Below are 12,920 nucleotides of genomic sequence, written 5' to 3'. Positions count from 1 at the left end.
TTACGATGGTTGAGGTGAGATTAAGGTGACTGTGTTGGAGCCTGTGCAGGCTGAGGTATCCGAGCGGTTTGATGGCTCATGTTGCGCCTTGCTGGCGCGTTACTTTCTTTGCTCGTGCAAATAAAGTAACCAAAGAAAGCACGCCGGTACGGTTAACCCACATAGGTAACAGTTCAGTTCAATAACATGGGTAACACTTCTCTAGGCTTTAAGCGTCGACGAGGAGGTGCCTATGCCGTGGCTGGAGATGTGTCCTATGGATCAGAAAGTGCTTTTTATGGCGGATTATCTGCGTGGTGGCATCACCATGACGGCGCTCTGTGCGCGCTACGGTATCAGCCGAAAGACCGGGTATAAGTGGACTTCTCGCTACCGAGAACAGGGCCTGGGGGGCCTGGAGAGCCAAAGCCGGGCACCGTTACAAATAAGCGGCAAAACGCCCTATGCTATCCGCGAGGCGATCATCAGCCTGCGCCGGAAGTTCCGCGTACGACTCGGCCCCAAGAAGCTGCTTAAGTTGCTGGAAGAGCAGTTCCCACCCGAGGAGTTGCCCTCAACAACCACCGTTTACAATATTCTGCGCAAGGCCGGGCTCATCAAACCCAAACGGCGGCGTCAGCGAGTACCTGCCTCACGGCATCCTTTCGCCGATGTCCAGGACCCCAACGAGGTGTGGAGCGTCGACTTCAAAGGGCAGTTCAAAATGCAGGACGGGCGCTGGTGTTATCCCTTGACAGTGATGGACCATAGCAGCCGATATTTGCTGGGGTGCCAGGGACTTGTAAGCACGCGCTTTGCGCTGAGCAAGCCTGTTTTTGTCCGTCTTTTCAAAGAGTTTGGTTTGCCGTCACGCATCCGCTCTGATAATGGCGTCCCTTTCGCGACGGTCGCCAGAGGCGGGTTATCCAAGCTGTCGATTTGGTGGCTTCACCTGGGTATCCTGCCCGAGCGCATTGAGCCCGGGAAGCCGCAACAGAATGGCCAGCATGAGCGCATGCACAGAACCCTGAAAGAATGGGTACTGCCGGCACCGGCGGCAAACATGGTCGACCAGCAACAGGACTTGGACCGATTCAGGCACTTCTATAATTGCGAGCGCCCGCATGAAGCGCTGCAGCAAACAATGCCTGATTGCGTCTATACACCCTCGCCGCGACCCTATCCCAGTCGCCTGCCACCGCTGCATTATCCGAGTTACTTCGACGTGAAAAAGGTGCAGCCGAGTGGGGTTGTCTACTGGCGTGGCTGTCAGGTCTATGTGGCGTATTTACTGGCGGGCGAGCAGGTCGGGCTTGAGGAAGTGGCCGATGGTATCTGGGATCTGTACTTCGGGCCTATCCGGCTGGGAGGGTTTGATATTCGCACGATGAAGGAAAAATCGGCTCGGTATTTAACGATAAAAGTGTAACCTATGTGGGTTATATTCTTTGTAACCTATGTGGTTGATACGTACAGCCCCCATCAGCCGGCCTTCGGCTGCACTGCGCGCCAGAATCATGCTCCGGACGCCGCTAAGGGGGGCATCCATGCCCCCAATCGGCGGCTCGACCGTCCCTGTCTTGCCCCTTCGGGTCTGATCGGAACATAATCCCGGTGCTCTTCGGCTGCTGAGGGGAACAAGAGCCGCTCTGATGTTTCGTGAAAATGCTCTAACGCTGTGTAAGTTGGCCATGTTGTCGATTTATCACCTCAAAAGCTGCCTCAGAACGGACTTTCCCTCGCTACAATCGGCTATGTAGCCATTGGCCGTCGGCGTGCGGCCAATGGCTGTCATCAGGATTATCACTACACTTGAAAGTGCCCATGGCCACAGCGTCATGGCGGGCGTGCCGATGGAAACAGCGGGTGCGCTCCCCCTGTTTTGATAACCAGACGGAGGTTTGTATGTTCAATTCCGAGCTGAAATACCTGAAGCCGTTCTGTCTAACCGCCTTTTTGCTGGCGGGCTCTCCGGGGGCCCTGGCCCAGGACGAGACGGCATCGAGGCCGCTGTTTGACCGTTTGGGAGGGCTTATGCCCATATCGGTGGTGGTGGATGACTTTTTCGATGCGGTGGTCTCGGATGACCAGATCAAGGCAAACCCGGCGGTTGACGCCAGCCGCAAGGTGGTTCCCGCACCCTATCTCAAGTACCAGGTTACGGCGATGGTGTGTGAGGTGACCGGCGGGCCCTGCAGTTACCACGGGCGGGATATGAAAGCGGCCCATGCACATCTCAATATCACCGAGGCGCAATGGGACCGAATGATCGTTCTGTTCAAAGAGGTACTGGCCAAGCATGAAGTCCCCGAGACCGAAACCGCTGAACTGCTGGATATCGTCGGCTCGACCCGGGCGGATATCGTCACGGCGCCCTGAGCGGAACCGGCTGCGCCTGGCGCAGGCCCTTGGCAGTTAATGGCAGGCGTAGCCGGGCTCAGTCAGCATTTCGGAGCCATAATCCCGGCGTTATTTCTTCCTCAGGTGCCGGGTCAGCGGGTAGAGCAGTTGTCCTATATAGCTTCTGGGCAGGCGTACCGTGGTGCCGTAGTCCGCCGGCCAGTGCTTGACGGGCATATGGTAGGTACCAAACAGGCGGTCGAACAGCACCGTATGGGCCGAGTAGTTGGTGTCGATGGCGGGTTTTTCCGAGCTGTGGTGCCAGTGGTGAAACTGCGGCGTGACCAGAATGCACTTCAGCGGACCGAAGGAAATGCCCAGATTGCAGTGAATCAGAATGGCCTGGAGTGCTGCAAAGGCGACGTAGATATCCAGCGCCGCCTGATCTGCACCCAGCAGATAGAGCGGCACCATCACCATGGCCCTTTCCGAGAATACCTGGATAAAATGCCCGCGAGAGCCCGCCAGCCAGTCGAGGTGTTCAATGGAATGGTGCACGGCATGGATCGGCCAGAGCAGCTGTACCTCATGGTAGAGGCGATGCTCCCAATAGAGCACGAAATCGGCGCACAGAATGATGACCATTACCTGCAGCAACAGCGGCACCGAACGGATGGCCTGCTGCACGCTTTCGCTCAGGGCCCAGTCGAAGTGACTGGCGTGGTAGTTGCCGTAAATCAGAATGGCGGAAATGGCCAGGTGATTGAAGCAGAAGTAGAGCAGATCCAGCCCCCATTCGGGCCGCAGTACTACCTGGTTGCGGTATTTGGGAAAGAGCTTTTCCAGCGTAATGAAAATGATGGTCGAGCCCAGAAAGGCAAGTATCAGCCAGTCCACCCCCAGCGACAGCCGGCGCGGCTCCACCGGCCCGACAGGCAGGGTGTAACCGCCCAGGGCAAAGGCGATCAGGGTCAGCACTATGCCCGCCGCCCCCAGGCGCTTGTAGCCGTTCAGAACGAAGCTGAGAATGCCGAAGAAGAGCGAAAAATACATGCCGTACTTGAGAAACTGCTGCAAAAAGGCAGCGTCGTAGGCCTGTCGCAGTTCGATGGTCGTGAGGTACGCAGGGTAGAGATAGGCCAGCACCGCAAGCAGGCTGAGCGTGCCCAGTGCCACCGAGCAGTAGCCGCTGATCTTGCCATCACCCAGGCGAAACTGGCGTGCGGCATCCAGCTCCTGTTGCCGTTCCCTGTAGGAGTAATCGTGTTTCATCCGTTGCCTATTTAATACCAAAGCCTGTGTGATTCACGGTGACGTTCAACGCTGCGCCTTGTCTATGCTGTCGTCGTGAAATCGGCCCGTGACTCTGGCGATAATAATGGACTCTGCAGGCGGGTGCGAGGGGTGGTGCAAGGGCGGGCTTACAGACTTAGGGGCTAGAGAGCTAGAGGCTAGATAGGGTGAGGCCGGCAAACGCTGTTGCGTCTGCCGGCCCTGCGTTGCAGGGGTACTGAATGCTTAAGCCTTGAGGTGCTGATCGAAAAACTCAATGGTGCGGCTCCAGGCGAGTTCTGCCGCCGCTTCGTCGTAGCGCTCGGTGGAGTCGTTATGAAAGCCGTGATTAACACCGGCGTACATATGCATACTGTAGTTTTTGTCTGCCGCTTTTAAGTCCGCTTCATACTCGGGCCAGGTGGCATTGACGCGCTTGTCGAGCTCCGCCAGGTGAATCAGCAGCGGTGCCTTGATGTTTGCACGGATCTCTTTCACCGGCGGTGTGCCGTAGAAGGGCGCCGACGCATTCACGACATCCGGCAGACTCGCCGCCAGCATATTGGCAACGTAACCACCGAAACAGAAACCCACCACGCCGAGCTTGCCATTGCTCTGGGGGTGCGCTTTCAGGAAACGGGCCGCCGCCTTGAAGTCTTCTTCTACCTTGGCCTTGTCCAGTGAACTCTGCATCTCGCGACCCTGGTCATCATTGCCCGGGTAGCCCCCCAGTGAGTGCAGAATATCGGGGGCAAAGGCGATAAAACCGGCCTTGGCGGCCCGACGCGCCACATCCTCGATGTAGGGATTCAAGCCGCGGTTTTCATGCACAACCAGCACCACAGGCGCTGAGGCGGTTACGGATGTGGGAATGACCAGGTAGCCCCGACCTTCGCCAAAGCCTTCGGGCGAGGGGAAGGTGACATATTCGGCCTTGATATCGGCGTCATTGAAAGACACCTGTTCGGCCAGCGCGTAATTGGGCAGCAGGGCCGCTGACAGCACGCTCATGCTGAAACCCAGCACTGTAAGCGATGACAGGCGGGTCAGAAATTCCCGTCGGCTGATATCGCCGTGGGCGTATTCGTCGTACCAGTCGAAGGCCTCTTGGGGGATCTGCTGTGGCTCGCCGTTTTCCTTCATAGCTTGCATAGAGTCGCGCCTCAATAGTTGGTAAGGGAAAGGGGTATTAACCTAGGTTAATACATGAAGCAGGGATGCTTCATCATTGGCCGCAGGCCAATGCGAACGCCACCTCTTCGCCCCCAAGAAGGCCAGCAAGTCCACGCACCTGCGCCCATTCTTTTGGCTAAAGAGTTATGGCGTGACCGCTCATACGCGTCCATGCGTGTGCGGTATTCCGTACTTCCTGTACATAACGGACAATATTTGTCCGTCAGGTTAATAGGCAGGTTAGCAGACGGTGGCAAAAAGCTGGCGCGAAGTCGCGCAGCTTTACATTCCTTTACAGTTGGGATGGTGCAACTTCGTCTGTGTGGGTTTAACGCGTAGCCATAAGAACAAAGTTGACCAGTTGTTCAAAATCAATTTGAACGACTGTTCAAATCTGGTTAGGATACGGGCATTGGATGGCGCTATGCGCGAATTGTGAGGCGAGGACTGATATGGCGAACAAGATTCAGATCGACATCATCTCGGATGTCGTGTGCCCCTGGTGCATCATTGGTTACAAGTACCTGGAAAAGGCGATCACTGAGCTGGGGTTGGAGGACAGGGTTGCAATCGAATGGAAGCCGTTCGAGTTGAATCCTGACATGCCGGCCGAGGGGGAAAATCTGCGGGCTCACATCGCCAGAAAATATGGCAGCTCGCCTGAAGAGAGCGCCAAGTCGCGTGCCAGTATGACCAAAATAGCGGGAGAGCTGGGTTTCACGTTCGACTTTCATGACGCTATGAAAATCGTCAACACCCGCAATGCCCATATATTGCTGGCCTATGCCAGAGAACAGGGCAAACAGCATGAGCTTCAAATGCGCCTGTTCGAAGCTGTCTTCAGCAATCGGCAGGATGTGTCAGACAAGCAGGTTCTGGCTGAAATCCTGGAATCCGTGAGCCTGAATGCGGCAGAGGCATTGGCGGAGCTGGATAATCCGGTTGCCCGCGAGAAGATTACCGGAGAAGAAGAATATTGGCGCAGCATGGGTGTCTCATCGGTGCCGACCATCGTATTTAATCGCAAGGGTGCAGTGACGGGGGCTCATCCAACGGAGGTGTTCAAGCAGGTTTTAACGGAGATTGTTGAGCAGGGATAAATGGGGGTAAATTGAAAATGTGATGCGTTTATTCCAATCTGTGCCGCCTGGCGTTTTGTGGTGGTCTGAGGCTTCGTGTTACGCCTTTTTGGCGTGTCACTTTCTTTGCTCGCGCGAAAGAAAGTAACCAAAGAAAGCGCGCCCCAATGAAGCCTTTTCGCTGCGCTCCGACGCCATTGTACGGGCGCCGCTAACGCACATCCATGTGCTAATCGGCGTCGATACAGTCCCTGTATCAACCCTACGGGCCTGATCGTACAATGACCTCAGTGCTCGCTGGCTTCATAAGGGGGAAAGGGGCCGCTCTGATGTTTTGGATTCAATTATATAAAACTGACTTCATCTCATCACTTATCTGGATTTAATGCTGATTCATAACGCCTGCGATTATCGCTAAAAGCTACCACGCTTCTTTGAATCTGGTATGTCGACTAATTATGCATTCTCTGATGGCTCAATGTCTTCACCGAACATGATTCGGTGGCCTTCCGGGGTGATAACGCCAAATTCCCGTAAACCCCAGGGCTTGTCGGATATGGCCTGGCAGATCTCGGCGCCGCGCTGCTGGTAATCACGGTAGAGATCGTCAATGCCGTCGCAATTTATATAGGCGAAGTACGAGTGGTTATGCGTTTCGCGGGCTGGCACTTCGTCGGGGCAGTGCCCCAGCATCACATGGAAGCTGCCCAGGCTAAGGAAGGACCAGCCACCCACCCGGAACCGGACCGCAAATCCAAGCTTGTCGAGAAAATAGCTTTCGCTCTTCTCAAGATCCTTGACCGCCAAAACGTGCTGGGTTGCTTTTACTTTGAACATAAATTAAGTCCTTTGCGGGTGTTGCCCTTGGAAGTTACTTGATTGATGCGGGGTTATCGCAGGTCTGATTGACTTTATAGGCCGCCTAAATGCGAAATACAGCACGGGAAATACCATGGACGCTCTGGTCGTGAATACGCGCTAGAAGACGTGAAACCTGGCTGATTTTTCGTTTGCTTGTATCCCGGCCATACGGGATGGCGGCGTGGCACCGCACGACGGCGTACTGCTCACCGAAGCCGCAGGTCTTACCGCTGGTTACTGGTATACATCGTTTTCTTGCCGTCATAGCGCTTGAATAGTGCTTCGTGGGCTGATCTTGAGAAAGTGTCAGTGCGTTCCGGGTACTGGGATATCCAGTCGATCAGCATGTCGAGGTTAGCATCCTGGGCTTCCCTTGACCCGTACTTGTGTGGCTCCCAGGGGCGGTTCAGGCTTCGACCGGTAAATTCAGGAAGATGATTTCACTGGCAGCAGGCAGGGCGAGTTCCAGCAAGTCCGAATAGCAGCCCTCTATCACCCATGCAGCGTTTGCACTGATAAAAGCATCAATCTCTTGCTTCGATTCCGCTATCGGTTTTCTCTGTGGCGGCGAGGTCGGTTGCCAGGCAATCAGGTCCAGATCAAGATGAGACAGGTGTTCCCCTTTGCAAAGGGCTTTCGCGAGCGTTGATTTACCCGATCCGGAATTTCCGAAAATGATGATCCGCTTCACGTATGTCTCCTTTTGAAGGCATGGCGTTATATCTTATAGCCTCAGATCCCGGTTTCCTGAAGCCAAATCCTGCCAAAGCCGGTGCCCGGTGGGCACAGTAAACGGTGCGACTCGCCCGGAGACCGGGCTCCCACAAATTCCCGTCTGGCAACGCATTCGCATCTAGTCCCCTCATTTACACCAGCCAAAGCCGATGAAGTATCAGAACGGCTCCGATCCCCTTATGAAGCCGGCGAGCACTGAGGTCATTCGACGAGTTGGCCCGAAGGGGAGCAACAGGGACTGTTGCGCCTCCGATGAGGTACATGGATGTACCGTCAGCGGAGCCCGTTGAATGATTTCAGAGCGCAGCGGGAAGGCTTCTTCGGGGCGTGCTTTCTTTGCATACTTTCTTTGCACGAGTAAAGTGTCACCCATGTTACTGAACAGCTCTGTTACCCATGTGCCCGAACTATTCAGCTTGAACTCCCCATCAACTGACAGCTCATTTTAATGATGCCCATCCCACCCGAACCACCCACAACAACAGGTATAATACCCGCCCACCACCCCGACCAGCAGAGCCAGACAACGCCATGGGATTTTCCACCACCGGTCTTAATCAGTCACTGATTGATACCGTTACCGAACAGGGCTACACCGAACCCACGCCGATCCAGGTGGCCACCATCCCGGCCATTCTTGCAGGACAAGACCTGATGGCCGGGGCCCAGACCGGCACCGGCAAAACCGCCGCCTTTGCGCTGCCGATTCTGCAACTGCTGAGTGAGGCGCCCGTATCCGCGTCGCCCAAACGCGCCATTCGGGCGCTGGTGCTGACGCCGACACGGGAGTTGGCTCAGCAGGTGTACAAGAGCTTTGTGACCTACGGCAGTCAGAGTGCGCTGCAGACGGCGCTGGTGTACGGCGGTGCCAGTGTTAACACCCAGATGGCGGCACTCGCCAGTGGCGTGGATATTCTGGTGGCAACGCCCGGGCGTCTGCTGGATCTGATTGGTCGCGGGGCGGCGGATCTGAGTCAGGTGCGCCATCTTGTGTTCGATGAGGCGGATCGCATGCTGGATATGGGCTTTATCGACGAAGTGCGCCGTATTATCAAACCCATCCCGGCTGCGCGGCAGACGCTGCTGTTCTCCGCCACCTTTGGGCCTGAGATTTTTGCACTCAGCAAAAGCCTGCTGAAGGATCCCACCCTGATTGAGGTGGATGCCCGCAATACCGTCGCCCGCAGGGTTGAGCAGATGGTGTACGCGGTGGATGCGGATCGCAAGCGCGAGCTGATCTCTTACCTGATCGGCAGCAAGAACTGGCATCAGGTGTTGGTATTTACCCGCACCAAACAGGGCGCGGATGAGCTCGCCAGCGAGATGTGCAAGGACGGTCTAAAAACCCAGTCGATCCACGGCGACAAGTCCCAGGGTGCGCGGGAGCGGGCGCTGGAGGCCTTCAGGGCGGGGGATACCCGGGTATTGGTGGCCACTGACGTGGCGGCACGCGGGCTGGACATTGATCAGCTGCAGTATGTGATCAACCATGAGTTGCCCTACAACGCCGAGGACTATATCCACCGTATCGGGCGTACCGGCCGTGCGGGCGGTTCCGGCATGGCGATCTCGCTGCTGAGCCCGGCGGAAAACTACCTGCTGGAGCAGATCGAGGTCGTCCTCGACGAGCGTCTGATGCAGCAATGGTTGCCAGGCTATGAGCCGGACCCGACGAAAGAGGTGCGCAATACCCGCAGCGTCAGCAAGGGCACCCAGAATAAACGTGCGCGGGAGCGGGCGCTGGGCAAGAAGCCGGATCGCCGTCGCCGCTGATAGCCAGTAGCTGATAGCTGATAGCTAGATTGGATTGAGCAGGACAACCTAGAGCATTTTCACGAAACACTTATCTGTCGATCGGGGCTGCTTTGAGTGCTTCCTTACTTCGAGGTGGTCGGATATGGGGGGGAAGCAAGAGGAAAGTGCTCTAGTTGCCTACTGCCACCGAAACATCAGGGCGGCTCTTGCTTCCCCCTTATGAAGCCGGCGAGCACTGAGGTCATTCAGCGATCAGGCCCGAAGGGGCGCAACAGGGACTGATGCGCCTGTGATGAGGTACATGGATGTACCGTCAGCGCAGCCCGCAGAATGATCTCAGAGCGCAGCGAATAGGCTTCATCGGGGCGCATTCTTCAAGGTAAAGAGCTTTGGTTGCTTTCTTTGCCAGTAACGCGCCAGCAAGGCGCAACACGCGCCATCAAACCACTCCGATACCCCAACCTGCACAGGCTCCAACAGGGTCACCTTAATCTCATCTCAACGATCGCAGTGGATCGATGTAAGATCAAAGTGCTCTGGCGTACACGACGGGCCCCTTACAGGCCCGGGCGCTTTGGTCTTATTGAGTTGGTGTGGGCGCGTTCAGCGCCAGGTAGTTTTCGATCCCCTCTATCCGATCCTCCGGATGGTGGTTCACGTAGATCACCGCAGTCTCGGTGCCGGCGCAGATCTTCTCGATCAGTGCCAGCACCAGCTGGCGGTTCATGTCATCCAGCCCCAGACAGGGCTCATCCAGAATCAGCAGTGGCGGGTGCTTCACCATGGCGCGGGCGATCAGCAGCAGGCGCTGATCACCGTAGGAAAGCTTGTTGAACGGCTGATCGGCGCGATGGCTCATGCCCAGCAATGCCAGCCACTGATCGGCAATCTGGCGCTGACGGTCGCTGTACTTGCTGTACAGGCCTATGCTGTCGTAAAAGCCGGAGATGATGACATTGCGCAGGCTGGTGCCCACCCGGTATTCCCACTGCAGCGCACTGGAGACATAGCCGATAAACTGCTTGATCTGCCAGATGCTCTCGCCGCTACCGCGCTTGAAGCCGAACACAAAGATATCGTTGACGTAGCACTGCGGATGGTCGCCGGTAATCAGCGACAGCAGCCCGGTTTTGCCGCTGCCGTTGGGGCCGCTCAGCTGCCAGTGCTGGTTGGGGTTGATGGTCCAGTCCAGGTCGCTGAACAGCGCCTTGTCATCGTACTTGATGCTCACGCCATTGAGGTGCACCAGCGGCTGAGCTGGGTCCAGCGCCGGGATGGCGGTTTCAGGGTCTGCGGGCGGCACCGCCAGCTGGGTGGTCTTGAGGTGCAGCAGCTGATAGAGCTCGGCATAGGCCCTGGGATCATCGCGCTTCACCTGCAGTTGCAGCTCGCCCTGGTTGACATAGGCGATGTCGGTGATGAAATCGGGGAATTCATCAAAGCGGTTCAGTACCAGCACCATGGGCACGGTTTCGATCAGCGTGGCCAGATACCCTTGCAGCATCAACAGGGTGTCAGCATCCAGGCCATCGAAGGGTTCGTCCAGCACCAGCAGTTCGGGATTGCTGGACAGTGCCCGAATCAGCATGACCTTGCGCGATTCTCCGGTGGAGAGCTTTCTGAAGGCGCGATCCAGCAGGTACTCCAGCTTGAAACGGGCCACCAGGTCGCGGGCAGTCGCGGGGTCGGCACAGTCCTTGAACAGCATTTCATGCACCGGGGTGCCTTCGGAGATGACATCGAGGATATCGGCGTCATCCTTTTTGCGTTCGGCCTCGATCAGCTCGGCCTGGGCCTCGAAAGACACCACGCCGACCCGCGCCGGCAGGCCGCTGAGGTTACCGGAGACCCGCTCGCCGGCGCCCGCCAGTACGGCAGCCAGGGCGGACTTGCCGGCGCCATTGGTGCCGGTGATGACCCAGTGCTGTTCGGGCTCAATCTGCCAGTTGATATTGTTTAGCTGAAAACGCTCATCAAACTGAATCGTAAGCGCTTCCAGGTGAATAGGGCGGCGAGTAGTCATGGGAGGGAATCCAGCCAGGGGTGTTTGTCAGGCGCCTTTAAAAGGCATTTTGGAAAAAACGCGTTCAAAAAAAAGCCGGGACACAGGTCCCGGCTTTTTTAGTGTGCGGCGGCTACAGAGTACCGCAGGCGCCGCTCACTCAAGAAGACTTATACAATCTTCTTCATGTCAGCCATGTGGCCGCGCAGTACAGCACCGATAGCTTCAACCGGGTGGCTGCGCAGGGCGGTGTTGACTTCGATCAGACGGGCGTTGTCGACACCGTTGTCGTCAACCGGTAGACCGCGACCGATAACGTCGGACTTGATGCCCTTCATGAAATCGGCCAGCAGCGGCAGGCAGGCGTGGTTGTACAGGTAGCAACCGTACTCGGCGGTATCGGAGATCGTTGCGTTCATCTCGTACAATTTCTTGCGCGCGATGGTGTTGGCGATCAGCGGTGTTTCATGCAGCGACTCGTAGTAGGCGGAGTCGGCAACGATGCCGGCAGCAGTCATGGTTTCGAAGGCCAGCTCAACGCCCGCCTTGACCATGGCAACCATCAGGATGCCGTGGTCGAAGTATTCCTGCTCGGAGATTTCAACATCGCCGGCCGGCGTCTTTTCAAATGCCGTTTCGGCGGTTTCAGCGCGCCATCCCAGCAGGTTTTTGTCGTCGTTCGCCCAGTCAGCCATCATGGTGCGGGAGAAGGTGCCGTCGATGATGTCGTCCTGGTGCTTGTTGTACAGCGGACGCATGATGACTTTCAGCTCTTCGGACAGATCAAATGCCTTGATCTTGGCCGGGTTGGACAGGCGGTCCAGCATGTTGGTCACGCCGCCGTATTTCAGGGCTTCGGTCACTGTTTCCCAGCCGAACTGGATCAGCTTGGAGGCGTAACCTGCATCGATGCCTTCTTCGATCATCTTGTCGAAGCACAGCAGGGAGCCGGTCTGCAGCATGCCGCAGAGGATGGTCTGCTCGCCCATCAGGTCGGATTTAACTTCGGCGATGAAGGAGGACATCAGCACGCCGGCCTTGTGGCCACCGGTGCCAACGGCGTATGCCTTGGCCAGAGCCAGACCTTCACCCTTGGGATCGTTGTCTTCGTGAACGGCGATCAGCGTCGGTACACCGAAGCCGCGCACGTATTCAGCGCGAACTTCAGAACCCGGGCACTTGGGTGCAACCATGATGACGGTCAGGTCTTCACGTACCTTCATGCCTTCCTCAACGATGTTGAAACCGTGGGAGTAGGACAGGCAGGCGCCCTGTTTCATCAGCGGCATAACAGCGGTCACGACAGAAGTGTGCTGCTTGTCAGGTGTCAGGTTAAGAACGATATCAGCGGTAGGAACCAGCTCTTCGTAAGTACCCACGGTGAAGCCGTTCTCGGACGCGTTTTTCCAGGACTGGCGCTTCTCGGTGATGGCTGCCTGACGCAGGGCGTAGGAAACATCCAGGCCGCTGTCGCGCAGGTTCAGACCCTGGTTCAGGCCCTGAGCGCCACAACCGATGATGACCATTTTCTTGCCTTTCAGAGCGGAAACGCCGTCTGAAAACTCGGAAATGTCCATGAAACGGCACTTGGCCAGTTGCTCGAGCTGCTCACGCAGGGGCAGGGTGTTGAAATAATTGTTTGGCATTTTGAAATTCCCGTTTATGTAAGCAGCTGCCAGAGCAGCACAATCCACACGTTAAACCAGGCTTGCGCAAGGCAAACG

The 12,920-nt window shown here is 56.6% G+C and carries 10 protein-coding genes; 4 read left to right on the top strand and 6 right to left on the bottom strand.

From position 1 onward, the window contains the following. Positions 1-256 precede the first annotated feature (256 nt). Both A8C75_RS13800 and A8C75_RS13795 read left to right on the top strand, forming a co-directional pair. The gene (locus A8C75_RS13800) at positions 257-1,408 is read left to right on the top strand and encodes an integrase core domain-containing protein (RefSeq protein WP_227819925.1); all 1,152 of its coding nucleotides are present in this window, start codon (positions 257-259) and stop codon (positions 1,406-1,408) included. Positions 1,409-1,884: 476 nt separating this feature from the next. Continuing rightward, positions 1,885-2,358, top strand: a complete 474-nt coding sequence (locus A8C75_RS13795; protein ID WP_067383419.1) for a group I truncated hemoglobin — start codon at positions 1,885-1,887, stop codon at positions 2,356-2,358. A 90-nt stretch (positions 2,359-2,448) separates the two neighbouring features. On the opposite strand, the gene A8C75_RS13790 is transcribed toward A8C75_RS13795, so the two are convergent. Both A8C75_RS13790 and A8C75_RS13785 read right to left on the bottom strand, forming a co-directional pair. Beyond that, positions 2,449-3,591 carry a sterol desaturase family protein gene (locus A8C75_RS13790; protein WP_067383417.1) on the bottom strand — a complete coding sequence of 381 codons (1,143 nt, stop codon included), beginning with the start codon at positions 3,589-3,591 and terminating at the stop codon, positions 2,449-2,451. 246 nt (positions 3,592-3,837) lie between these two features. After that, positions 3,838-4,743, bottom strand: a complete 906-nt coding sequence (locus tag A8C75_RS13785) for a dienelactone hydrolase family protein (protein WP_067383412.1) — start codon at positions 4,741-4,743, stop codon at positions 3,838-3,840. 473 nt (positions 4,744-5,216) lie between these two features. On the opposite strand from A8C75_RS13785, the gene A8C75_RS13780 reads away from it, so the two are divergent. After that, on the top strand, positions 5,217-5,864 hold the full coding sequence (locus tag A8C75_RS13780; protein ID WP_067383409.1) for a DsbA family oxidoreductase: 648 nt from the start codon (positions 5,217-5,219) through the stop codon (positions 5,862-5,864). A gap of 435 nt (positions 5,865-6,299) precedes the next feature. On the opposite strand, the gene A8C75_RS13775 is transcribed toward A8C75_RS13780, so the two are convergent. Continuing rightward, positions 6,300-6,680: a VOC family protein gene (locus A8C75_RS13775; RefSeq protein ID WP_067383406.1), complete on the bottom strand. Its 381-nt coding sequence runs from the start codon at positions 6,678-6,680 to the stop codon at positions 6,300-6,302. Between the two features lie 430 nt (positions 6,681-7,110). Beyond that, positions 7,111-7,395 carry a P-loop NTPase family protein gene (locus A8C75_RS24000; RefSeq protein ID WP_227819924.1) on the bottom strand — a complete coding sequence of 95 codons (285 nt, stop codon included), beginning with the start codon at positions 7,393-7,395 and terminating at the stop codon, positions 7,111-7,113. Between the two features lie 575 nt (positions 7,396-7,970). On the opposite strand from A8C75_RS24000, the gene A8C75_RS13765 reads away from it, so the two are divergent. Next, positions 7,971-9,212: a DEAD/DEAH box helicase gene (locus A8C75_RS13765; RefSeq protein WP_067383401.1), complete on the top strand. Its 1,242-nt coding sequence runs from the start codon at positions 7,971-7,973 to the stop codon at positions 9,210-9,212. Between the two features lie 562 nt (positions 9,213-9,774). Here A8C75_RS13765 and modF read toward each other — a convergent pair. Both modF and ilvC read right to left on the bottom strand, forming a co-directional pair. Next, the gene (modF, locus tag A8C75_RS13760) at positions 9,775-11,217 is read right to left on the bottom strand and encodes a molybdate ABC transporter ATP-binding protein ModF (protein ID WP_067383398.1); all 1,443 of its coding nucleotides are present in this window, start codon (positions 11,215-11,217) and stop codon (positions 9,775-9,777) included. 149 nt (positions 11,218-11,366) lie between these two features. Beyond that, complete coding sequence (gene ilvC, locus A8C75_RS13755; RefSeq protein ID WP_067383395.1) at positions 11,367-12,842, bottom strand: ketol-acid reductoisomerase; 1,476 nt, start codon at positions 12,840-12,842, stop codon at positions 11,367-11,369. Positions 12,843-12,920: the final 78 nt, after the last annotated feature.

It is taken from the genome of Marinobacterium aestuarii, assembly GCF_001651805.1.
Taxonomy (GTDB): Bacteria; Pseudomonadota; Gammaproteobacteria; order Pseudomonadales; family Balneatricaceae; genus Marinobacterium_A; species Marinobacterium_A aestuarii.
This window is presented reverse-complemented; position numbering and strand designations above follow the sequence as displayed.